The organism is Methanosalsum zhilinae DSM 4017 (genome assembly GCF_000217995.1).
Taxonomy (GTDB): Archaea; Halobacteriota; Methanosarcinia; order Methanosarcinales; family Methanosarcinaceae; genus Methanosalsum; species Methanosalsum zhilinae.
In genome coordinates this window covers 1,205,350-1,228,481 of the sequence record NC_015676.1, presented here as the reverse complement: position 1 = coordinate 1,228,481, position 23,132 = coordinate 1,205,350, and the positions used below count along the sequence as shown (strand labels likewise).

Here is a 23,132-nt window from a genome sequence, read left to right as displayed (position 1 = left end):
ATTTTTAATTTGAGGTATGTTTAATGGTTGATGATAAATATTTAAAGGGCACAACTACTGTTGGTATAGTATGCAGGGACGGTGTTGTTCTAGCAACAGAGAAAAGAGCAACAATGGGTAATTTAATTGCAAGTAAAACCGCAAAGAAGATTTATCAGATTGATGACCTTGTAGGTTTGACTACTGCAGGCTCCGTAGGAGATGCTCAGCAGATTGTTCGTCTCATAAGTGTAGAGTCAAGGCTATATAAGATGAGAAGACAGGAAACAATGACAATTAAAGGAATTACTACTTTGCTATCGAATTTATTGAGTGGCCAGCGATATTATCCTCTGATGGTTCAATTACTTATTGGAGGAGTGGATAAAAAAGGCCCGAATCTGTATTCTCTGGATGCTCTTGGCGGTATGATCGAAGAAACAAATGCAGTTGCAACGGGTTCAGGATCTCCCATAGCTTATGGTGTCCTTGAAGATCGCTATCATACGGATATGAGTATTGAAGAAGGTGCAGACCTTGCGATACGTGCCTTGCACAACGCTATGAAAAGAGACTCAGCATCTGGAAATGGAATTGATGTCGTATGTATTACAGATGAAAACTATATGCATATGGAAGAAGATCTGGTTAATGAGAAGATAAATTCATTGAACTGATTATTTCAGGATTTAAGTAAATTCTAACCCATAAATTATATTTTAAAATTTTTTAAACGTAATTCCCAAAATATTGTGGAATTATGTTTACACCTAATATTAAAAATTAATATTTTTTGATTTTTTTGAAACAGGAAGGCTTGTTAATGGCGATTGAAGACATTCTATCAGAATTAAAAAAGAAAATTGAAGACGCATTGCCCAGTGATACTACAATATCAAATGTTGAATTTGAAGGTCCTCAACTTGTGGTATATACTGAAGAGCCCCGTAAATTTGCAGACAATGGTAACCTTGTAAGAAATTTAGCTAAAAATCTCAGGACACGTATAGTTGTCAGGCCTGACCCAAAGGTGCTACTGGCACCGGAAGAATCTATTGAAAAGATAAAAGCTACTGTTCCTGAAGATTCTGTTATATCTAATTACTATTTTGATGAAGATGTGGGAGAGGTGATTATCGAGGCCGAAAAGCCTGGATTGGTCATTGGTAAACATGGAGAAACTTTGCGTGAGATAACTAAAAAAGTTGGCTGGACTCCAAAAGTAGTAAGAACCCCTCCAATTAAATCGAGGACTGTAAATAATATTCGTGAATTTATGAGAACCAACCTCAAAGAAAGGAAAGAGATACTTAAGACAGTTGGTAGGAAAATCCATAGGGAGTGCACTTCCAAAGATGAGTGGGTACGAATAACTTCACTTGGTGGATGCCGTGAAGTTGGAAGGAGCTGTTTTGTCCTATCAACCCCCGAGTCCCGGGTGATGGTTGACTGTGGAGTTAATGTTGGTTCTGATGAAAACATGACTCCATATCTGTATGTGCCTGAAGCATATCCACTCAACCAGCTGGATGCGGTAGTGATTACGCATGCACATCTGGACCATCAGGGCCTAGTACCACTACTATATAAATATGGGTATGAAGGTCCTATATACTGTACACCGCCAACACGTGACTTGATGGCCCTTCTACAGCTTGATTACATCGATGTTGCAGCAAGAGATGCCCGAAAGATCCCCTATGAATCTGCAGATATACGTGAAGTTCTAAAGCATACAATAACACTGGATTATGAAGAGGTCACAGATATTGCTCCTGATATCAAGCTAACGTTCCATAACGCCGGTCATATACTTGGCTCTTCGATCTCGCATTTCCATATTGGCGATGGCCGACACAATATTGTTATGACAGGCGACTATAAATACGGTCCTACCAGATTATTTGATCCTGCAGTGAATAAGTTTCCCCGGGTTGAAACAGTGATTACTGAAAGCACATACGGCAATTCTAATGCTATTCAACCATCATTGAAGGAAGCTGAAAAAAATCTTCAGAATATTGTCAAAAGAACTATTGACAGAAATGGTATCGTACTAATCCCCGCATTTGCGGTTGGAAGAAGCCAGGAAGTTATGATTGTTCTGGAAGAAGCTATCAGAAAGGGAATCATCAGTGATATACCTGTATACCTTGATGGAATGATATGGGAAGCCACTGCTATACATGCGACCTATCCTGAGTATCTGAACAATGATCTTAGAAAACTTATTTTCCAGAAGGGACAGAATCCATTTCTTTCTGAGAATTTTAGATCAGTTGATTCAAATGAATTGCGCCGCAATATAATTGATGATCCTCATCCCTGTGTCATCCTTGCAACTGCTGGTATGATGAATGCTGGCCCGATACTTGATTACTTTAAAGCATTTGCTCCAGATGAACGTAACACTCTGGTGTTTGTAGGATATCAGGCAGATGGAACAATGGGAAGACGTATCCAGAAAGGATGGAAAGAAGTTCCACTTCCCGCCAAAAATGGCTCTGATATGGTTAAGATGAATATGGAAGTTGAAATAGTGGATGGCTTTTCAGGCCATTCCGATAGAAAACAGCTGATGGATTATGTAAAGAAGATGAAACCAAGGCCAGAGCGAATATTTACAATGCATGGGGAGGAAAGTTCCTGCATAGATCTTGCCAGTTCTATGTACAAAAAATACAGACTTGAAACTCGTGCACTTACTAACCTTGAAACTGTAAGACTTGTCTAAAAAAAGAATTCAAAAAGCTATGTTTCCTTCCAGGAAAGTGTTCTCTGGTGTTATATCATGGAAAGTACTTTTCTGGACACTAAATAATTTATACTCTGTGTCAGATTATGTGACATAGCCGAATCCAATCATATTCATTTTTAGATATATTTGCCAGACCCAATGTAGCTTAAAGGACGTTATCTCAGCTATCCAGGTAAGATTGCTATTTTCAAATCAACTTTTTAAAATACTCTTTCAGAGCAGAATGGTTTTCCAATATAAGATCTGCTTTTTTTAGCTGATTAGAATCAATATATGTTGGAATAGCTATACAATATATTCCTGCATTTTTAGCAGCTTCAACTCCAAAAGGCGCATTCTCAATAACTATACTTTCATCTGCCTTAACGTTTAATTTCCTGATAGCATTCAGATAGGGCTCTGCAGAAGGTTTACCTTCATTTACATCACTTCCAGTAATCACCACTTCAAATATTTCCGGGAAGATCCGGTCTATTATACTTGTGACGGTTTTTTGATCTGACCCTGAGACAACAGCTAGCTTATATTTATTTTTCAATAGGTTAAGACATGGATAAATCTCATCAAAAGTTTTTATTTCTTTTATTTTAAAAAAAATCTCTCTTTTGATAACTGGTAGTTCCCTGTAGTGATTTTCTTCTGGTATTCTTTTATTTTTTGAAAAGATTTTCTTGACCATGCCTTTACTGTTCGATCCTTCCATGCTGTATATATCTTCTCTGGTCGCACTGATACCTACTTTATTAAAGGCAGATATCCATGAATCTGCATGATATGGCATTGAATCTATGAGTACTCCATCCATATCAAAAATTATTGCTTTCAACATATGTTTAAAATGGAAGTGAATGATAATAAAATTTGTTCAATGGAATCGGATATCATGTTATGTTTATGTGATTGATATATCAGCACTGTGTTGATTTTTAGTAGCAAAAGTAAATATATTTAATTTTTTGCGATAACTATATATATAAATATAATCAAAATATGATTCAGGCACTTATATATTGTTGATCAGCTGGCTTTTAGCTCAAAAGTCACCTGTCTGGCAATATACTTATAGAGGGCTGAACTATAATATATCGATGTCTTTTGTCTGGATATCTTAAACTCATTTATGTTTGGTTTCAGTCAAAGCAGAATCAGTTCGTATCGAACAAAAAATATATTCAGCAAAGAGGGGATGAACTTTGCAGTCAATAGTACAGGAAGCTTTAAAGCACACAGAAAATGAAAAAGAGTATAGACAATCACTCACAATGGATGATCAGTTTGAAGAATTCGGATTACCCCGAATAATGATTGTTGGTTGTGGGGGAGCAGGTAACAATACCGTCAACAGACTATATAATATTGGTATAGAAGGTGCTGAAACAGTAGCAATCAACACTGATAAACAGCACCTTGATAATATACGTGCAGATAAAAAGATCCTTGTTGGAAAAACACTGACCCGTGGGTTGGGTGCAGGCGGTTATCCGGAAGTAGGTAAGAAAGCGGCAGAACTTGCACGCGGAACACTTGAAGAGGTATTCAAGAACAGTGATCTTGTTTTTGTAACTGCAGGAATGGGAGGTGGAACCGGTACTGGTGTTGCTCCTGTGGTGGCTGAAGTTGCTAAAGAACAGGGTGCTATAGTTGTAGGTATGGTTTCGAGTCCTTTTAGAGTTGAGCGTGCAAGAACTTTCAAAGCAGAAGAAGGACTGGAAGATTTTCGTAGGGCTGCTGATACAGTAATTGTCCTTGATAATAACAGACTCCTTAATTATGTACCAAACCTTCCGATCGAACAGGCTTTTTCAGTTATGGATCAGCTCATATCAGAGACCGTAAAAGGAATTACAGAAACTATCACACAGCCGTCCCTTATTAATCTTGACTATGCGGACATCAAGTCTATAATGTCATGTGGTGGTGTAGCTGTTATGCTGGTTGGTGAAAGCAAGCATCAGGATAAGAGTGATGATGTAGTCCGTGCTGCACTGAACCATCCATTGCTGGATGTTGATTACAGGGGCGCAACCGGTAGTCTGGTGCACATAACCGGTGGTACTGATCTGAGCCTGAAGGAAGCTGAAGAGGTGGCCGCATCTTTGACCTATGAACTCTCACCGGACGCAAATGTGATATGGGGTGCAAGAATCAGGGAAGATTATGAAGGAAAAATAAGGGTTATGGCGATCATGACCGGAGTTCAGTCTCCACAGATCCTGGGTGGTCCCTATGAATCAAACATTGTTGGAAGATCTGCATCCTCAAGTTCGTATGAAAACATGTATGGCACTACAAATGCCAACATGAACAGAAGAAGAAATCCATCTTCAGTAGAATCTGTTTCATCAGGTAAGAATGGTGGATCGATCATAGATATGATACAGTAATTGGAATATTCTCAATTTTGAGACCAGAACATGGTTGAGAATCCTTTTTACTCTCTATCAATTGGAATGTAAATTAGGATTCTCTTCAATAGCTTTTATTTTTCCTTATTAATGACATATGTTAAGATTTTATGGATATATTTTTTTAGTATCCTGTTTTATTCCTGAGTATGAAAATATTGGTTGCTACCGGTCGCCAAGCAGAAGAAACAGTACGCAAGTCCGTTAAGTCAAGAGCTGATGTCCTGATTGTGGATACAGACATTGCAGCGTTTATCACTCCATCTAGATTACTTGTTGCGTTAATGGATCAAAAACCCAATACATATGATATATTATTTGTACCCGGTCTTGCATCGGGAGATTTTTCCATTGTTGAAAAGAAAATGGATTGCAAAGTGTACCTTGGTCCAAAGCATGCATATGATCTTGGCTATGTGCTGGATTTTGTTGAAGATTTCGAATTTTCTAAAAATGTACCTGCATGTGAACTGTTATCTGATATCCGAAAAAAACTAGCAATAGATAAAGTTTCTGATCTTGAAGATAGATCTGTCCCTCAGTTGCTGATAAATGATCTGAAAATAGGTGGCAGTTCACGTATGAAAGTAATGGCAGAAATAGTTGATTCAACTTCTATGTCTAAAGAATTACTGATCAGCAAAATAGAAGAATTTGTAAAAAAAGGTGCAGATATAATAGATCTGGGATCATCAATGAATGCTACTCCAGAAGAGGTTAAAAGCACGGTCAAAACCGCACGCTCAGTTTCCAGTGTTCCTATCAGTATAGATACACTTGAACCAGATTTGATAAAAACAGCACTTGAAGGAGGTGTTGATATAGTACTGAGCTTAAATGGCAGCAATATTGATCAGGTTGGAAAGCATGTTGCGTTTCACACTGCTACAGCAGTTATAATTCCTGATTCTGATGGGGATATTGGGAGTCTAGCTAATAATATCAAAAAAGCAAAAAATTTCGGAATAAAATATATTATAGCTGATCCTGTGCTTGATCCTGTAGGACACGGAATAACTAGATCCATTGTACGGTACTATGAATTCAGTAAAGATTTTCCTGATATTCCTCTGTTTTTTGGGTCTGGTAACGTAACAGAACTAATTGATGCTGATTCTATAGGAGTAAATGCTGTTCTTTGTGGAATTGCATCTGAGCTAGGTGCAGCTATATTATTCACCCCTGAGTATAGTGATAAGACACATGGATCTATTGAAGAATTAACTACTGCTTCTATGATGATGACTGTTGCATGTGAAAGAAACAGTTCTCCTAAAGACCTGGGCATAGATCTTCTGAAGCTTAAAGAGAAAAGAAAGCGCATTGAAGCTGATTTATGTGAAGATCCATTATTTGCTGTGGAAAGTGAATCATGGGAACTTGATCCAAAAGGTCCCGTTAAGATAGGCATTGTTTCCAGATCACGGTATTCAGATAGTTCGTTCAAAGGAAGTTTAATTATTGCCCAGCATAAAAGGGCATGTGTTGTAGGTAAAACTGCCAGCTCTGTACTCAATACTCTTATTGAAAAAGGACTTGTTTCTACTTTAGAGCATGCCGGGTATCTTGGTCGTGAGTTGGCCAGGGCTGAACTGGCAATCAAATATGACCGAAGTTATGCCCAGGATGATGATTTTTAATATTCATTCAGGATTTTTGATCTTTTCCACAAGATATATAACAGTATATAGATTAGAGGATGAATGAATAATGGGTGATATTGTGAAATTGGAGCAGGAAGACCGAGATGCCATTATTACTATAGTGGCTGCCAGATACTTTTCAGATCAGAAATGGAAATGGGTCAACTTAAGGCGTGATATGGATCGGATTATTGAAGCGTATGAAGAACTTAACCAGCAGTATATTGAATATCCCTATATGAGTAGAGACTGGTATGTTGCCAATTCTGTCACAAAAAACATACATATGTGTGATACATGGAATGAATTAAAGAATTTTGTGGACTTTCTAAAAGCCTATGGCAGTTACTTTGATTTTCTGGTAAAATCAGATAAAAAGTCTTTATGTATTGCTTCTGAAAAAGATGAACTCAGTGTCGAGCATAAAAGAGCAATATCTGAAGCCAGAAATATGAGATGCAACGTTTTTATATTCAGAGCATGTATACCAGACAGTATCGAATTTGAACTGTTGCAGATTGGTGGCGGAATGTAATCTTGTAATTCATATAAGTATTGAAAACATTCTGTAACTATTTTTCATATTCTAAAGGAATCTGATAGATCAATTAATCGATAGATTCATATTTATTGTGTTCTATTTCAATCTGCTCGTGACATTAATTATCTGATTCGATATCTATCTGTAAATTTATGTGTGAAGATATTACCGATGAACGTCACAAAAATCGGGTGTAAAATTAACATACTAATTGTCGTTTCACTGATCAATTTACAGATAGTTTCAGATTAAAAATTGTAAAACTGAATTATGTTATGTAAATAAAAAAGTTGTAGGAGTGACATTATGGATGGTTTGATATATCTTGCCCCTATAGCAGGTATAATCAGTTTGGTATTTGCTGCTTTTTTTGCGCGCAGTGTGCTTAAAGAAGGAACAGGTACTGAAAAAATGCAAGAGGTTTCACTGGCGATCCAGGAAGGTGCAATGGCGTACCTTAACCGCCAGTTTAAAACAATAGCAGTTGTTGCTATTATTATTGCAGTTTTGATACTGGTTTTACTTGGAGATGTGGGCCCTAAAATAGCGATTGGATTTCTGGTAGGAGCTGCAAGTTCTGCTCTGGCGGGATACATTGGAATGAACGTATCAGTAAGGGCAAACGTACGTACTGCACATGCGGCTTCAAAAAACCTTAAACATGCTCTGTCAGTTGCATTTCGTGGAGGAGCTGTGACAGGTCTGGCCGTAGTCGGCCTTGCATTGCTGGGAACCAGTGGGTTTTATATTGTGTATGGTGATGTTGATCTAATTCTGGGCTTTGCTTTTGGTGCAAGTCTTATCAGTCTTTTTGCCAGGGTTGGCGGAGGTATATATACAAAAGCTGCAGATGTTGGTGCTGATCTGGTAGGAAAGATTGAAGCCGGAATTCCTGAAGATGATCCACGTAATGCTGGTGTTATTGCAGACAATGTTGGTGACAATGTGGGTGATTGTGCAGGAATGGGTGCTGACCTATTTGAAACATATGTAGTTACAGTTCTTGCAGCTATGCTGCTTGGTTCACTTATTATTGAGATACATCCAAATGCAATACTGTATCCACTGATTCTTGGTGCAGTTGCCATATTTGCTTCGATCATAGCAATGTTTTTTGTAAAAGTTGGTGATGACGGCAAGATCATGAAAGCTCTCTATAAAGGAGTTGCAGTTGCTGCGATCTTATGTATGGTTGCATTCTATTTTGTAACAGTCTGGCTTTTTGGAGATGTTAGATTCTATTTCGCTGCACTTGTTGGTGTTGTGATAATGGTTCTGATGGTAGTTTTTACCGAATATTATACATCCACCAGCTACAGACCTGTAAAAACTATAGCCGAATCTTCTGAAACTGGAGCCGGTACTAATGTAATTTCAGGTCTTGCTATTGGATTTGAAAGTACTGCTCTTCCAATGATAGTTATTGCAGGTGGAATTCTGGCAGCTTTCTTTGTTGTTGGCGGTGCAACTGCTCCGGCAATAGGACTTTATGGTATTGCGATAGCTGCTGCTGCTATGCTTTCTACAACCGGTATGATTGTTGCACTTGATTCATATGGTCCGGTTACAGATAATGCAGGAGGCATTGCTGAGATGGCAGGTCTGCCCTCAGATGTACGGGAAATTACCGATGCTCTTGATGCTGTTGGCAATACTACAAAAGCTGTGACAAAGGGATATGCTATAGGTTCAGCTGCACTGGGTGCTCTGGCCCTTTTTGCAGATTACAGACATAAGGTGGATCTTGACATCGGAGTTCTTGCCCTGGACAATCCACTGGTGCTTGTAGGACTCTTCATTGGTGCTCTGCTTCCTTTCATATTCAGCGCGGTCACAATGCGTGCTGTTGGCAGAGCCGCTTTTAAAGTGGTAAATGAAGTACGTCGACAGTTCAGAGAAATTCCCGGAATAATGGACGGAACCGCAAAGCCGGAATATGGGCGCTGTGTAGACATTGTTACAGCTGCAGCAATTAAAGAGATGGCTATTCCAGGAATACTTGCAGTGGCCGTTCCGATATTAGTGGGAGTTATACTGGGACCACTGGCACTTGGAGGACTTCTGATTGGTATCATAGCTTCCGGTCTTCTGCTTGCTCTAACAATGGCAAATGGCGGAGGTGCATGGGACAATGCTAAGAAATTGATCGAAGATGGTGCACACGGAGGTAAAGGCTCTGAAGCTCATAAAGCTGCTGTTGTTGGTGACACTGTAGGTGACCCTTTCAAGGATACATCCGGACCTGCGATCAATCCACTTATAAAAGTGGTCAATGTTGTGGCATTGTTGTTCTCATCCCTATTCATAGGGGGAGGACTGCTGTAAATTAAGTTTTAATCCGCCTTTATTTTTGGCGGATTATTTTTATATTTTAAATAAAAACAAAAATTTCAAGAAAGAAAAACATAAAATTTTTCTACATAATGGATTTTATCAATTTATTTATAAATATAACCTTATAAGGGATTAGGATGACAGACGATATTGTGACGGTTCTCAACAAAGGTTTTTCAGCATGGTCCAGAAACTTAGTGATTTCTATACCTTTCATCCTGATGACTTTCATAAGTGCTGTAATTGGAATTACTTATCTTGTTTTGTTTAGTTTACTGGTCATTATACCATCTATAACCCATCTTAGTCCTGAATATATTGCAACAATGTCTCCAGAAAGTTTTCTTGAGATGGCTGTTACGTTTTTATCGGATTATCTTCTTCTGTTCATTGCAGGCCTTGTAGTTACCATTTTAATAGTTTATTTTATTCAGGCTTACTTTACGGCTGGTGCAATTGGTATGATAAGGCAGGTAGCCGAGACCGGAAATACAGGTCTTGGTGAAATGTCAAGGTCAGGAAGAGAACATGTGATTAATCTTTTTCTGTTAAATGTACTCATTTCACTGATTATGCTGGCCGGGATCATTTTTATCATACCGGGAATGAGGGCCATTGGAGATCTTACAGCTTTTATTGCCGATCCTTTATTTTTCATTGAAAACGCATACCTTTTAATCAGTGGTCTGTTTATCTGGATCATTTATGCGATAATAATCAATGTTACTCTGGTAATGGGAGAATACATACTTGTTATTGATCGAATGGATCCTATTAGCAGTTTGAAGGCTGCATTCAAATTCTTTATGACTAATAAGATCGCGGTTATGGTTATCTGGTTAGTACTGGTCTTGATATCAATATCAATGAGTGTTATTGGTGAGGTATTTGGACAGATAGATCCACTGGCAATGTTATGGGGTATTATCAGTTTTGTTCTCTCAATTGCTGTAATTCCTCCACTAACTGCTATATGGTGGACGTTTCTGTATTTTATCAAAAATGGCAGAGTGGTCTATGATCCCCGTGATCTTCTAAGTTACAGTGACAGAAACTATTATGATGAATGAATTTGATTGCCTGAAATTATATTTGGCCTGATATTTCAATATTCGATTATATTTCTTCCAAGTATTTTACAGGCCTGACAGGTATTGGAATTACAGGGCTCTCCGCATATCTGGCATCCAGACATATTGGTTTGAGTATATTCTTTTGCAAGAATCTGTACCATTTTATCAAAACCACTAAGAATTGAGTATTTAGTGCCTGGATGATTCACTTCAAGATCATTAAGAACATCTCTTACTTCTCCTCTCATAGCTTCACCAGCATATGGACATTCACTATAATCCACAGGCAGGTCGTTCAAAAACGCGTAAAGAGCTACCTCTTTTTCAGGGATTTTCCTTAAAGGTTTGGATCTTAATATTAGTCCATCAAGTTCTCTTGTTGGTGCAAGTCTTACAAGCCTTTCTACATCTCCACGAATATGATTTAGAAAGATGGTTTGTGCTTCATCATCAAGGTTGTGCCCTGTAGCAAGTTTTGTTGCTCCTATATTACGTGCAATCCTATTTAGCAGTGATTTTCGCAAAACCCCACAGTATGTACATGCTCCCTGCACCCGTTCACCTGATATCAGCTCATCAAGACTTTTTCCAAATTCCTGTTCAAACGAAACTACAATATGCTCAATTCCCATATTTTGAGCAAGTATTGCTGCGCTTTGAACTGTATGGGAACGATATCCTTCTATCCCTTCATCGACTGTAATTGCCACGATTCTGATATCTGGCCTCTCTTTTAATGTCTTATGAAGGACATAAAGGAGAACACTGCTGTCTTTTCCTCCACTAAGAGCCACAGCTATAGTATCATTTTTTGCTATATTTGCTTCCTTTCTTATTGTAAGCTTAATTTTTCTTTCCACATCTTCAATGAAGTGTTTCCTGCAGAGACGCATTCCTGAATATTTTTGAAAAATTACAGATCTCTGATTGCATTTTGTGCATTTACTGCTCATATCTGATATCTCTAACACATCGAAATGTATTATGATATATATTATTTATTGAAAAGCAGTCCAACATTGTAAATATTTATTAATAATAAAATGCATCTATATGTCACATATAAAAAATAATTTACTATAATCTAAATTTAATTATCTATAAGATTATTTATTGATCATACAAAAAATGAATAGATTGTGCGGCACGGCTAGGAAGGTGGATTTCACCAATTAAAAAGAGTGATGATTAATTTAAGGAAAGAAAGGTTATGCATGATTTTGTACTGACAGGAGATTTTTCATACTTCCTCTTTTTTTTATCAATATTTGCCGGGTTTACACTTGGAATTTTTTCAGGTCTTACACCAGGAATTCACACCAACAACTTTGCCCTTCTTCTTGCTGCAGGTGCATCAATGATGGAAGGATACGGTTTCTACCCATTTTATATTGCTGTAATGATCCTTTCAAACTCAGTGTCACACTCTTTTCATGACATCATTCCATCGGTGTTCTTAGGAGCACCAGATTCCAGCACAGCACTGGCTGTTCTCCCAGGACACAAACTGTTACTTGAAGGAAACGGTCCCGAAGCTGTAAGGCTGTCTGCACTGGGAAGTGCAGGAGCAGTTGTTTTTTCCATGTTTCTGTTATTCCCGCTTATAATTCTGTTTGACAATATGTATCCATTTATTCAGGAATATATGGGATGGCTTTTAATTTTGATTGCTTGTCTTATGATATCTTCAGAAAATGGAGAGTATATATCCGGTCAGGGATCATTTGCACACTTTAAGTTTAAATTTTATGCATTGATGCTGTTTTTACTTTCAGGGTTTCTTGGATATTTCTCATTTCAACTTGAACATTTTATAGATCCTGCGCTTGATGTTTTTAATTCTTCAATTCTTCTTCCTCTTTTGAGCGGTCTTTTTGGCTCATCCCAGCTTATAGTAAGTATGTTATCAGGTTCCAGTATTCCTTCACAGATAAATAAAGGTATATCCCTTTCAAGAAAAAGAATATTAAGAGGAATTGTTGCAGGAAGTTCTGCAGGTTCATTTGTTGCCTGGATTCCTGGAATCTCATCATCGGTTGCGGCGATTATTGCAAGATTATGCATTAAGGAGAATTTTGAAAGATACGGTGAATTTGATGAAAAAGAAAGTGAAAGTTCAAAAGAATTCCTTGTTTCTGTTTCTGGTGTAAATACCTCAAATTCAATATTTGGATTATTTGCTCTGATTATCATTGAAAGAGCAAGAAGCGGAGCAATGGTGGCTTTTGATGAGCTTCTTGATATCAGTATGCTGGGTAAATTCTCAATTACACTTTTTGTCGGAGTTATCCTATTTGCATCTATATTGTCCTATATTTCAACAATAATTATAGGGGACAACATTCATAGCTTACTGAGTAAACTTAATTATCTGAGGTTATGTCAGGGGGTCCTCATAGCGCTCTTAATGATAGTTTTTTTGTCAACGGGGACTTTTGGACTGGTTATATTTCTTATCTCAACTTCAGTTGGTATGCTGGCACCTTTTATGAACATAAGAAGATCACATTCAATGGGAGTAATAATGGTACCAGTAATCATTTATTTCATTTGATTTATTATTATATTGAATGGTCATATATGGTCATATAATGACAGAAGGATCATTTGGAATGCTTGATCATTTTCAGGACCTGGTCTTTTATATTTTCTATTGCATTAACTGATTCTCCTCCGTAGTCTATAGGTGCCAGCCCTTCAAGGTCTGCATTAACCATCTGTGGGTCATATGGGATTTCACCAAGAAGCGGTATTTCAAACTTGTCAAGATAGGGCTTAACTGATTTCGATGGACCTTTATTCACAACAGCTGCAATATTTTTTATTCCAATATCCTGAGATAATTTTTTAATTCTGGATGCAGTTTCTATAGATCTCATTCCGGGTTCAACCACAATTATCATAAGGTCAATTCCACGTGTGGTTCCTCTTCCAAGATGCTCTATTCCTGCTTCCATATCCAGAATTACAGCTGTATTTTCTTTAAGGATTACATGCCTGAGAAAAGCACGCAAAAAAGACGATGCAGGACACATACATCCGCTTCCTCCACGCTCAACTGTTCCCATAATAAGCATTTTAACGCCATCTGGTCCGATTACACCAAATCTTTCAACAACATCATCCACTTTTGGATTGTATTTAAAAACACCTCCAATCTCGCCCGTTCTTTCTTCAATGAGGTTTTTATATTCAGTAAGAGGCTTTGGAGGATTCTTGATTCCGATTGAAGATGCAAGGTTCATATCTGAATCTGCATCGATTGCCAGTGAATCGTAGCTGTCTCTAGCAAACATCCTTGATAATGTGCCTGCAAGTGTGGTTTTTCCAACCCCGCCTTTTCCTGTAACTGCAATTTTGAACATTTTAGTCCTCTGTTAATTGAATATGTGTATCAAAACACTATATATCTTATTTATCTGCACAATCTGGTAATTGTTCAACCCTGTTTTGGATTAATATATTGATTATATCACTAATCATACTTATATTCTCTAAAAACATACCTACTCTCTAAATTTAAGATTCTATTCTGAAAAACAATTAAAGAATGACAACTTTAAAGCACTACATTAAATGTTATAATAATAATAATAATAATAATAATGATCAAGAAAATAGTAAAATACAATTAAAAGGATTTTTCATATTATGTCTGGAAGTACATTTGGTAAAATATTTAGGATAACTACATGGGGAGAATCTCATGGAAGAGGGGTAGGTGTTGTTGTGGATGGCGTACCTGCAGGATTTCCCATAGTCCCGGATGAAATCCAAAAAGAACTTAACAGAAGAAAGCCGGGTCAGAGCAGAATGTCCACTTCGAGGGCCGAAAAGGATTCAGTAGAAATATTATCTGGTATATTCAATGGTATAACAACCGGAACACCGATTTCAATGCTTGTCTGGAACCAGGATGCGGATTCAAGTTCTTATGAATATATGAAAAATACACCCAGACCCGGGCATGCAGATTATCCGTATCAGGCTAAATATGGAATCCGGGATTATCGTGGAGGGGGTCGCTCATCAGCAAGGGAAACCGTGAGCAGGGTGGCTGCCGGAGCGATTGCAAAAAAGCTGTTGTTGCGATATGATATAGAGATAGTTGCCCATGTAATTGAGCTTGGAGGAATTCGAGCAAAAGCCATGGATTTTGATGAAATAGTTGAAAATCTTGAAAAAACCCCTGTAAGATGTGCAGATATTGATGCGGCAGACCGGATGCAGGCCGCTGTAGATTCTGCCCGAAAAGAAGGTGATAGCATCGGGGGAGTAGTAGAGGTTATAGCTCGTGGAGTGCCACCAGGTATTGGTGAACCAGTTTTCGATAAACTGGATGCAGATATTGCAAAGGCTATGATGAGTATAGGAGCTGTAAAAGGTGTTGAGTTTGGAGCAGGTTTTGAATGTTCTCGAATGAAGGGAAGTCAGATGAATGATGCAATAAGCCTGCGGGATGAAAATGTTTTTATGGAAACTAACAATGCAGGAGGAATTATAGGTGGAATTTCCACAGGTATGCCAATTACATGTAAAATGGCGGTCAAACCCACTCCTTCAATCTCAAAAGAACAGAAGACGGTTGATATGGAATCGATGAAGAATACTGGCATATCAATAAAAGGAAGACATGATCCTACAATTCCTCCAAGGCTGGTACCAGTAGCAGAATCTATGATGGCTCTTGTTCTGGTGGATCACATGATGCAGAACGGTTCAATAAGTAGTGTCAGTCTTCTTAAAAAATAGTCCAGAAAAATAAAATAAGAAATATCAAAGGATGGGATCTCATTATATGGACTTCATCCTTAGATCTCGAGTTTTCCCATTCTTTCAACAGCTTCACTTATTCTATCAACAGAGCGAGTAAGTGCGAATCTGATATAGCCTTCACCATATTCTCCAAATCCAACACCAGGAGTTGCTACAATGCCTGCTTCCTCAAGCAGTAGCTTTGAAAATTCAATTGATTTATACTTTTCAGGTACCGGTGCCCATACATAGAATGTTGCTTTTGGTGGTTTTACTTCTAGACCCATCTCTTTCAGGCCCTTCAACAGTGTATCCCGCCTGCTTGTATATGTTTTGTTCATATCTTCAACACACTGCTGTGAACTGGCAAGTGCAGTTATCCCAGCTTTCTGTATGGCATCGAATGCACCAGAATCAATATTGGATTTAACCTTTCCAAGACCATTGATTATTTCACTGTTTCCTGCGGCAAATGCGAGGCGCCAGCCTGTCATATTATATGTTTTGGATAGGGAATATAGTTCAATTCCTACATCCATGGCTCCATCGATTTCCAGAAAGCTTGGAGACTTATATCCATCAAAAACAATATCAGAATATGCATTATCATGAACTATGACAATATTGTTATCTTCTGCAAAATCCACGACCTCTTTAAAGAAATCCACGGTTGCTGTTGCAGAGGTTGGATTATTTGGATAATTCAGAAACATGAGCTTGCTTTTTGCAATTATGTCCTGAGGAATTGAATCAAGATCTGGCAAAAAGCCGTTTTCTTCCAGCAGAGGCATAATATGTGGTTTCCCACCTGCAAACTGTGTTCCGATCTTATATACCGGATATGCAGGATCCGGAACAAGTGCAACATCACCTGGATTAATAAATGCAAGTGGAATATGTGCCACGCCTTCTTTTGATCCAATCATTGTAAGGGTTTCAGTTGCAGGATCCACATTGATATTTCTGGTATCTTTAAGCCATTTTGCTGCAGCTTTCCTGAACTCTATCAGGCCGCTGTAGGAAGGGTATTTGTGATTTTGAGGATCTTTTACTGCTTCACACATTGATTCTACAATATGAGAGGGTGTTGGTTTATCCGGATCTCCTACCCCCAGATCTATAACATCCACACCTTTTTCGACCATTTTTGATTTTGCTTCGTCTATCGTTGCAAATAGATAGGCTGGTAATGCGTTTATTCTGTCTGCGTACATATTTTCACCATTAATTAACAAATAACATATATTGCAAGTTGATAGTTTGATTAAGGAATCTTTTTTTTATTATTTAAAATCTATCAAGATATTTATCTTGATCTATCACATATGCCTTTATAGAAAAGTTTTATGGATATATTTCGCAGATTTAAACATTACTGTTATTATATTAGCAATTGACGGCTCAGATTGTATTTAAGCTGGATATTTGGTGGATTGTGTATGAAAAAGATAACATGTTAATCCAAGGAACTCATTATTTATTAAGAGATAATTCCATATACAGAATACAAATTCCATCTGGGATAAATAAATTAAGTCATAATTTAGATATGTACACAGATTGATAATTTGGATAGATAGATAGATAGATAGATAGATAGATAGATAAATGGATTTACTTATTGATCGTAGCAATAAAGGGGCTGGACACATGACCGATGAAGTGCAGGTATTCAGGTGCAGAATATGCGGTGACCCGTATATAGGAACAGATAAACCAGACAGATGTCCTTTCTGTGGAGCCATGACAAAATATATTATAGAAGCTGATAGATGGGACTCTGCAGAGTTTGAGGTAGAACTTAGTATAACAAGTAGGAAGAATCTGGAATCCGCACTTGAACTTGAAGTTAGCAATGCCGGGTTTTATATTTGTGCAATGGAAGAGGCAGTTTCGAAGGAAGATGAATACAATTTAGCTAAATTTAAGGCCTTGAAAAAAGTTGAAGCTGAACATGCTTCTGCAATATGCAAATTCCTCAAGATTGCAGTACCAAAAATAGATAAACTGGAATGCAGCAAGGATTCTATTGAAAATACAAAAGAAGGCTGGGAAAGAGAAAGAAGGGCCATAGATTCCTATTCTAGATTTGCAGATGAAGCCGTTGAACCGCGTATTAAAGAATTTTTTACTGCACTTATTGAGATCGAAACCGACCACTTAGACCTTCATTCTAATATGCTGAAAAATGTAAACTGAACTAGAATGCATGTTAATGCACAATCAGAATTGCACTTTTTCTTTTTTTAAAATGCATTTATGTTATTTGGAATAACTGTTACTGATATATTTCAAAGCATGGAATACATAACGTTTTTGAATCGATGCTTCTATTTAATGGTTTCTATTTTCCAACAGTTTTAAATGTATTGTTTACATACGGTGAATATCGATTTGTACAGTGATGACTACAGATTGACTCTTCAATGACTGACAAATCAGATCTTAAAATCAGTAAAGTTATTCAATAATATTCATTTTACTATATTGAGGTTTTGAATGAGCGATATTTTAAGGCGAGGAAGACTTTCATCAACTCCGGATGAAAAGATTCACAAATTTACTTCATCAATGATAGATGATGCATGGATATTTGACGCAGATATTCTGGTGGATATGGCCCACACGATCATGCTCTATGAGCAGGAAATAATCAAAAAGGAGGATTGTGTGTCTATACTTTCGTCTCTTTTAAAAATAAGGGATGAAGGAATTGAAAAGCTGGACTGGAGTTATGAAGATATCCATATCTCACTGGAATCAAGGTTAATAGATATGGTTGGAGAAGACATTGGCGGAAGAATGCATTCAGGCAGATCCCGAAATGATGAGGTAGCAACATGTATTCGTCTGGTCCTGAGAAATCAACTCCTTGACCTGATGGATGAAATCAATACACTCAGAGAATCACTGTTGATTACTGCATCTGAAAATCTGAAGACTATCATGCCTGGATATACTCATTTGCAGCATGCACAGCCGACTACATTTGCTCATCACCTTCTGGCTCATACAGGAGCACTGAAAAGAGATTTTGGACGTGTACTTGATGCATTCTCCAGAATTAATATGTGCCCACTGGGAGCGGCTGCTTTTGCATCAACGGGATTCGACATTGATCGGTCCAGAACTCGGGAACTTCTGGGTTTTGAGGGAATTGTTGAAAATTCAATGGATGCTGTAAGTACACGGGATTTTTTGATCGAGGCCGCTTTCGTATGTACCAACATTATGCTTAATCTGAGCAAAATGGCTGAAGAGATTATTCTCTGGTCAACCTCAGAATTTAATTTTATAGAACTTGATGATCAGTATGCTTCAACTTCATCGATCATGCCTCAGAAAAAGAATCCTGATACCGCGGAGTTAATTAGGGGAAAGTGTGGTGTAGCAACAGGTTCACTCATGTCACTTATCACAATATCTAAATCACTTCCCTTAAGTTACAATCGCGATCTTCAGGAAGCAACACCCAATATCTGGAAGTGTGTGGAAACAACAACCACTTCACTATTAATAATGGCTGGTATGATTTCCACCATGAAGATCAATAAGGAAGCAATGGAGCTCCAGTCGGTAAATGGATTCACAACCGCAACAGAGCTTGCTGATACGCTGGTCAGAGTTTCAGGGATACCATTCAGAACCGCTCATCAGATCGTTGGAATGATTGCAAAAGATGGTCATGTTCCAACACTTGAAATAATTGATGATGCTGCCTATTCTGTAATGCAGAAAAAAATGAGTGACCTTGGCCTTACCGAAGATATTGTTCATGAAGCACTGGATCCTCATCTTAATATAGATCGCAGAAAAGCTGCCGGGGGGCCTGCTTCGAATGAAGTCCTTAGGTGTATTGGTTCAGGAAAAGATGACCTTGTATCAGATATAAATACGGTTAACCAGATTCGGGACCATACTGAAAGATCGGTAAAGAACCTTCTTGATCTTGTTCATGAATTTATAGGCAATACCTGAGCAGGAAATTGTCTAAATTCATAAATGATCCAAATGCTTTAAAGTACAATAAAGAAGGTATCAACTGCGCCTAATAACTAAAAGAATGTTGTTACTATGCATCAAATTATTGGAATCTGAAGGTATTAATTATGGAATTTGAAACTGGAGACAAAATAAAGATCAAAAAAAATGGTGTTGAGTATCAGGGAGTTGCAATGCCAAAGTCCGGAAAGTGTGTTGTTCTTAAGTTAGAAAGCGGATATAATATTGGAGTAAATCCCGAAGGTACCAACATTGAAATTATACAGAAAAAAGAATATTCTCCATTAAAAGTAAAACCTGAAAACAAGCAAGCAGATAGCAAACTCCCTGAAGTTTCTATTATCTCAACAGGCGGAACAATAGCAAGTAAAATAGATTATAGAACTGGAGCGGTTTCTGCCCAGTTCTCAGCAGACGATATACTTGAATCTATACCTGAATTGCAAAAAATGGCTCGATTTAAAGGAAGGGTTGTGTACAATGTCCTTTCCGAAAATATGAAGCCTGAGTACTGGCCTGAACTTGCAGGAGCCGTTATCGAAGAAATCGAAAATGGAGCAGATGGAATAATTATAGCCCATGGAACTGATACCATGATGTACACTGCTGCAGCACTTTCTTTTATGATAAATACACCAGTTCCTATAGTACTGGTTGGATCCCAGCGAAGTGCTGATCGGCCAAGTAGTGATAATGTAATGAATGTTATATGTGCAGCAAAGGTTGCCACCAGTGATATTGCAGAGGTGTGTGTAGTCATGCATGATAGTATTTCTGATGACAGGTGCGGGATATATCGCGGTACCCGCGTCAGAAAAATGCACACTTCACGAAGAGATGCTTTCTGGCCGATAAACAGCGATCCAATCGGGTTTGTTGACTATTCTACAAAAGATATCGAGATAATTTCAGATTATGCTACGAGGGACTCATCTAAGCTAGTATCAGAGACAAATATTGATCCCAGATGTGGATTGATTAAGTTTGTTCCAGGTGCAAAACCTGATATACTATCCTATTATACCCGAAAAAATTATCGTGGGATTGTTATTGAAGGTACTGGCCTTGGACATGTTTCCACCGAATGGGTGCCTGAAATAGAGAAAGCTACAAAGGCAGGTATTGCCGTGGTTATTACGTCTCAGTGTTTGTACGGAAGAGTGTGTGACCGAGTGTATGATACTGGCAGAGATCTCATCAAAGCTGGAGCTATTGAAGGAAAGGATATGCTACCAGAAGTCGCACTTGTGAAGCTTATGTGGGCATTGGGACAATCAAGTGATATGGACACTGTTCTGGAGCTAATGGAAACAAATATAGCCGGTGAGTTTTCTCTTAGAAGCCTGCATTGACCGTCAGTCAGTATCTCCCAAGAAAAATAAAAACATTCATATTTCAATTGTGGCTTTTAAGTGATCAAAGATTCTAAAGGTGAATATAGATGCTACTAAATGAACTCAGAACACATTACACAGATCAGATTAATCCAGACAATTTCGAAGGTAAAACAGTCACTATAGCTGGCTGGGTATATGAAGTAAGGGACCTTGGAGGTATTTGCTTTGTTGTTGTCCGTGACCGTGAAGGAAAAGCCCAGGTCACTCTAGTTAAGAAAAAAACTGATGTAGAACTGTTTAATGCAGCACGAAGACTTGTAAGAGAATCTGTCGTTTCTGTGACGGGTAATGTAAAGGCATCTGATAAGGCACCAAACGGCTTTGAAATTATACCTTCCAGGATAAATCTGCTAAATGAAGCTGATTCCCCACTTCCAATGGATACGACAGGCAAAGTTGAGGCAGAACTTGATACCAGACTTGATTCTAGATTTATCGATCTTAGGAAACCAGGAACAAATGCGATTTTCAGGATACGGCATGAAGTCCTAAAGAATGTAAGAAAATATCTCTCAGAGATCAACTTTATAGAAACTTCAACTCCAAAGGTAGTGGCAACTGCAACAGAAGGGGGAACTTCTCTTTTCCCTATAACATACTTTACAACGGAAGCTTTTTTGAATCAGAGTCCTCAGCTCTTCAAGCAGATATTGATGAGTGGCGGTATGGATCGGGTATTTGAAATCGGTCCAATTTTCAGGGCAGAGGAACATGACACAAGACGTCATCTGAATGAAGCTACGTCCATAGATATTGAATCTAGCTTCTGTGATCATTTTGATGTAATGGAAATTCTGGAAAACATGATATCAAATGTGTATTCCAGTGTAAAGCAGAACTCCCAAAAACAACTTGATGAACTGGGTATAGATCTGGAAATACCTGAAAAACCATTCTTAAAGCTCAAATACGAGGAAGCTATCGATATTGTAAATCAGAACAGTGAAGAAGATCTTGTTTGGGGCGATGATCTAGGTACTTCTGCAGAACATATCGTTGGAAATGATGTATTTGAAAGGACAGGACAGTCTCATTATTTCATTATTGACTGGCCTACAGAAATCAAACCATTTTATGCAATGCCTTATGAAAATAATCCGGAGATCAGTAAATCATTTGATCTTATGCATCGTACCATGGAGCTTGCATCTGGAGCTCAGCGAATACACCATCATACTATACTAAGGGAGAGAATCGAGTCTCAGGGACTAAATTCAGATAGCTTTGATTTTTATCTCGATGCCTTTAGATTTGGCATGCCTCCACATGCAGGGTGGGGCATTGGATGTGAAAGGTTGCTAATGACAATGCTGGGTGCAGAAAATATTCGTGATGTTGTACTGTTTCCCAGAGATAGGAGGAGACTATCACCCTGATAGTCTTCTGAAAAATATTGTTGCATCAGATATCTCGATATTCTCAGCGCTATATGGAATCAATTGAATATGTATTGATAGTTATTAAGATGGGTGAATGAAAATGAAGGATCGAACAGCAAGTTCATCAACCACTGAAAAGGAAATTGTGGGTAAAGCAGCAGCCAATGTTATTGAAGATGGAATGGTCGTAGGTCTTGGTACTGGCTCTACAACAGCATATGCAATAAAAGAGCTTGGAAGACGGGTTTTTGAGGAGAATCTGGAGATTCTTGCGGTTCCTACATCCTATCAATCAGAGATGCTTTCAATTGAAGCGGGAATACCACTTACAACTCTCTCTCAACATCCGGTACTTGACATAGCTATAGATGGTGCTGATCAGATAGATTCAGATCTTAATGCAGTAAAGGGTGGTGGTGGTGCACATACCCGTGAAAAAGTTGTGAGTATGTCTGCAAATCATTTTATTGTAGTTGTCGATGAATCGAAAATATCTGACAGACTTGACCATTATATACCTGTAGAAGTTCTTTCCTATAGCAGAAACCTTGTGTGCAACCAGATAAAAACGCTTGGCGGCAATCCGACTACTCGTATGGCTACCCGTAAAGACGGTCCTGTCATAACCGATAATGGCAACTTTATAATTGATGCTTCTTTTGGTGTGATAGAAGATCCTTTAAGCCTTTCAAAAGAACTATCTGGATGCACTGGAGTTGTGGAACATGGTATATTTCACAATGTAAGTGAAGTTTATATTGGTAAAAAAGATGGATCATTTGAAATAATTTCCTGAATCCATCAGATACATTTGGAATACATGGTGGCATTTTTGTAAGCCCCGTTTTCTGTGTTAATATGTCTGG

18 protein-coding genes are annotated in these 23,132 nt (G+C 38.1%); 14 read left to right on the top strand and 4 right to left on the bottom strand.

Going from position 1 to position 23,132, the window contains the following annotated elements; translation table 11 throughout:
- Positions 1 to 23: 23 nt before the first annotated feature.
- Together psmB and MZHIL_RS05695 are read left to right on the top strand one after the other, a co-directional pair.
- Complete coding sequence (gene psmB, locus MZHIL_RS05700) at positions 24 to 656, top strand: archaeal proteasome endopeptidase complex subunit beta (RefSeq protein WP_013898419.1); 633 nt, start codon at positions 24 to 26, stop codon at positions 654 to 656.
- 146 nt (positions 657 to 802) lie between these two features.
- Positions 803 to 2,713, top strand: coding sequence for a beta-CASP ribonuclease aCPSF1 (locus MZHIL_RS05695; RefSeq protein ID WP_013898418.1), 1,911 nt, complete (start codon positions 803 to 805; stop codon positions 2,711 to 2,713).
- Positions 2,714 to 2,924: 211 nt separating this feature from the next.
- Here the strand turns inward: MZHIL_RS05695 and MZHIL_RS05690 are convergent, their stop codons facing one another.
- Positions 2,925 to 3,566 (bottom strand): HAD family hydrolase, encoded by a 642-nt coding sequence (locus MZHIL_RS05690; RefSeq protein ID WP_013898417.1) that lies wholly within the window; start codon positions 3,564 to 3,566, stop codon positions 2,925 to 2,927.
- Positions 3,567 to 3,930: 364 nt separating this feature from the next.
- Between MZHIL_RS05690 and ftsZ the strand changes: the two genes are divergently transcribed.
- From ftsZ to MZHIL_RS05665, 5 genes are all read left to right on the top strand, one after another.
- Positions 3,931 to 5,121 (top strand): cell division protein FtsZ, encoded by a 1,191-nt coding sequence (gene ftsZ, locus MZHIL_RS05685; protein WP_013898416.1) that lies wholly within the window; start codon positions 3,931 to 3,933, stop codon positions 5,119 to 5,121.
- Between the two features lie 170 nt (positions 5,122 to 5,291).
- Positions 5,292 to 6,782 carry a dihydropteroate synthase-like protein gene (locus MZHIL_RS05680; protein ID WP_013898415.1) on the top strand — a complete coding sequence of 497 codons (1,491 nt, stop codon included), beginning with the start codon at positions 5,292 to 5,294 and terminating at the stop codon, positions 6,780 to 6,782.
- A gap of 70 nt (positions 6,783 to 6,852) precedes the next feature.
- Positions 6,853 to 7,320 carry a hypothetical protein gene (locus MZHIL_RS05675; RefSeq protein WP_013898414.1) on the top strand — a complete coding sequence of 156 codons (468 nt, stop codon included), beginning with the start codon at positions 6,853 to 6,855 and terminating at the stop codon, positions 7,318 to 7,320.
- Between the two features lie 312 nt (positions 7,321 to 7,632).
- Positions 7,633 to 9,651: a sodium-translocating pyrophosphatase gene (locus tag MZHIL_RS05670; protein WP_013898413.1), complete on the top strand. Its 2,019-nt coding sequence runs from the start codon at positions 7,633 to 7,635 to the stop codon at positions 9,649 to 9,651.
- A gap of 146 nt (positions 9,652 to 9,797) precedes the next feature.
- Positions 9,798 to 10,730, top strand: coding sequence for a hypothetical protein (locus tag MZHIL_RS05665; protein WP_013898412.1), 933 nt, complete (start codon positions 9,798 to 9,800; stop codon positions 10,728 to 10,730).
- Positions 10,731 to 10,765: 35 nt separating this feature from the next.
- Here MZHIL_RS05665 and MZHIL_RS05660 read toward each other — a convergent pair whose 3' ends face one another.
- Positions 10,766 to 11,686, bottom strand: a complete 921-nt coding sequence (locus MZHIL_RS05660; protein ID WP_013898411.1) for a TIGR00269 family protein — start codon at positions 11,684 to 11,686, stop codon at positions 10,766 to 10,768.
- 257 nt (positions 11,687 to 11,943) lie between these two features.
- Here MZHIL_RS05660 and MZHIL_RS05655 point away from each other — a divergent pair, with 257 nt between their 5' ends.
- Entirely contained in the window at positions 11,944 to 13,287 is a 1,344-nt protein-coding gene (locus MZHIL_RS05655; RefSeq protein WP_013898410.1) for a tripartite tricarboxylate transporter permease, read from the top strand.
- 49 nt (positions 13,288 to 13,336) lie between these two features.
- On the opposite strand, the gene MZHIL_RS05650 is transcribed toward MZHIL_RS05655, so the two are convergent.
- On the bottom strand, positions 13,337 to 14,098 hold the full coding sequence (locus MZHIL_RS05650; protein ID WP_013898409.1) for an ATP-binding protein: 762 nt from the start codon (positions 14,096 to 14,098) through the stop codon (positions 13,337 to 13,339).
- Between the two features lie 286 nt (positions 14,099 to 14,384).
- On the opposite strand from MZHIL_RS05650, the gene aroC reads away from it, so the two are divergent.
- Positions 14,385 to 15,485 (top strand): chorismate synthase, encoded by a 1,101-nt coding sequence (gene aroC, locus MZHIL_RS05645; RefSeq protein ID WP_013898408.1) that lies wholly within the window; start codon positions 14,385 to 14,387, stop codon positions 15,483 to 15,485.
- A 59-nt stretch (positions 15,486 to 15,544) separates the two neighbouring features.
- Here aroC and MZHIL_RS05640 read toward each other — a convergent pair whose 3' ends face one another.
- Positions 15,545 to 16,702: an LL-diaminopimelate aminotransferase gene (locus MZHIL_RS05640; RefSeq protein WP_013898407.1), complete on the bottom strand. Its 1,158-nt coding sequence runs from the start codon at positions 16,700 to 16,702 to the stop codon at positions 15,545 to 15,547.
- 394 nt (positions 16,703 to 17,096) lie between these two features.
- Between MZHIL_RS05640 and MZHIL_RS05635 the strand changes: the two genes are divergently transcribed.
- From MZHIL_RS05635 to rpiA, 5 genes are all read left to right on the top strand, one after another.
- Complete coding sequence (locus MZHIL_RS05635; RefSeq protein ID WP_013898406.1) at positions 17,097 to 17,687, top strand: ferritin family protein; 591 nt, start codon at positions 17,097 to 17,099, stop codon at positions 17,685 to 17,687.
- A 300-nt stretch (positions 17,688 to 17,987) separates the two neighbouring features.
- Positions 17,988 to 19,466 (top strand): argininosuccinate lyase, encoded by a 1,479-nt coding sequence (argH, locus tag MZHIL_RS05630; RefSeq protein ID WP_013898405.1) that lies wholly within the window; start codon positions 17,988 to 17,990, stop codon positions 19,464 to 19,466.
- A 131-nt stretch (positions 19,467 to 19,597) separates the two neighbouring features.
- The gene (gatD, locus tag MZHIL_RS05625; protein ID WP_013898404.1) at positions 19,598 to 20,842 is read left to right on the top strand and encodes a Glu-tRNA(Gln) amidotransferase subunit GatD; all 1,245 of its coding nucleotides are present in this window, start codon (positions 19,598 to 19,600) and stop codon (positions 20,840 to 20,842) included.
- Positions 20,843 to 20,931: 89 nt separating this feature from the next.
- A complete protein-coding gene (gene aspS / locus MZHIL_RS05620) occupies positions 20,932 to 22,263 on the top strand; it encodes an aspartate--tRNA(Asn) ligase (protein WP_013898403.1) in 1,332 nt (443 codons plus the stop codon).
- A gap of 103 nt (positions 22,264 to 22,366) precedes the next feature.
- The gene (rpiA, locus tag MZHIL_RS05615; RefSeq protein WP_013898402.1) at positions 22,367 to 23,062 is read left to right on the top strand and encodes a ribose 5-phosphate isomerase A; all 696 of its coding nucleotides are present in this window, start codon (positions 22,367 to 22,369) and stop codon (positions 23,060 to 23,062) included.
- Positions 23,063 to 23,132: the final 70 nt, after the last annotated feature.

Bases quoted from the DNA above. Each gene is read 5' to 3' on its own strand.
- argH (WP_013898405.1), top strand. From the start codon at position 17,988: ATGAGCGATATTTTAAGGCGAGGAAGACTTTCATCAACTCCGGATGAA.
- MZHIL_RS05640 (WP_013898407.1), bottom strand. From the start codon at position 16,702: ATGTACGCAGACAGAATAAACGCATTACCAGCCTATCTATTTGCAACG.
- MZHIL_RS05675 (WP_013898414.1), top strand. From the start codon at position 6,853: ATGGGTGATATTGTGAAATTGGAGCAGGAAGACCGAGATGCCATTATT.
- aspS (WP_013898403.1), top strand. From the start codon at position 20,932: ATGCTACTAAATGAACTCAGAACACATTACACAGATCAGATTAATCCA.
- MZHIL_RS05690 (WP_013898417.1), bottom strand. From the start codon at position 3,566: ATGTTGAAAGCAATAATTTTTGATATGGATGGAGTACTCATAGATTCA.
- MZHIL_RS05655 (WP_013898410.1), top strand. From the start codon at position 11,944: ATGCATGATTTTGTACTGACAGGAGATTTTTCATACTTCCTCTTTTTT.
- MZHIL_RS05665 (WP_013898412.1), top strand. From the start codon at position 9,798: ATGACAGACGATATTGTGACGGTTCTCAACAAAGGTTTTTCAGCATGG.
- MZHIL_RS05695 (WP_013898418.1), top strand. From the start codon at position 803: ATGGCGATTGAAGACATTCTATCAGAATTAAAAAAGAAAATTGAAGAC.
- MZHIL_RS05635 (WP_013898406.1), top strand. From the start codon at position 17,097: ATGGATTTACTTATTGATCGTAGCAATAAAGGGGCTGGACACATGACC.
- rpiA (WP_013898402.1), top strand. From the start codon at position 22,367: ATGAAGGATCGAACAGCAAGTTCATCAACCACTGAAAAGGAAATTGTG.
- MZHIL_RS05650 (WP_013898409.1), bottom strand. From the start codon at position 14,098: ATGTTCAAAATTGCAGTTACAGGAAAAGGCGGGGTTGGAAAAACCACA.
- MZHIL_RS05670 (WP_013898413.1), top strand. From the start codon at position 7,633: ATGGATGGTTTGATATATCTTGCCCCTATAGCAGGTATAATCAGTTTG.
- MZHIL_RS05660 (WP_013898411.1), bottom strand. From the start codon at position 11,686: ATGAGCAGTAAATGCACAAAATGCAATCAGAGATCTGTAATTTTTCAA.
- MZHIL_RS05680 (WP_013898415.1), top strand. From the start codon at position 5,292: ATGAAAATATTGGTTGCTACCGGTCGCCAAGCAGAAGAAACAGTACGC.
- aroC (WP_013898408.1), top strand. From the start codon at position 14,385: ATGTCTGGAAGTACATTTGGTAAAATATTTAGGATAACTACATGGGGA.
- gatD (WP_013898404.1), top strand. From the start codon at position 19,598: ATGGAATTTGAAACTGGAGACAAAATAAAGATCAAAAAAAATGGTGTT.
- psmB (WP_013898419.1), top strand. From the start codon at position 24: ATGGTTGATGATAAATATTTAAAGGGCACAACTACTGTTGGTATAGTA.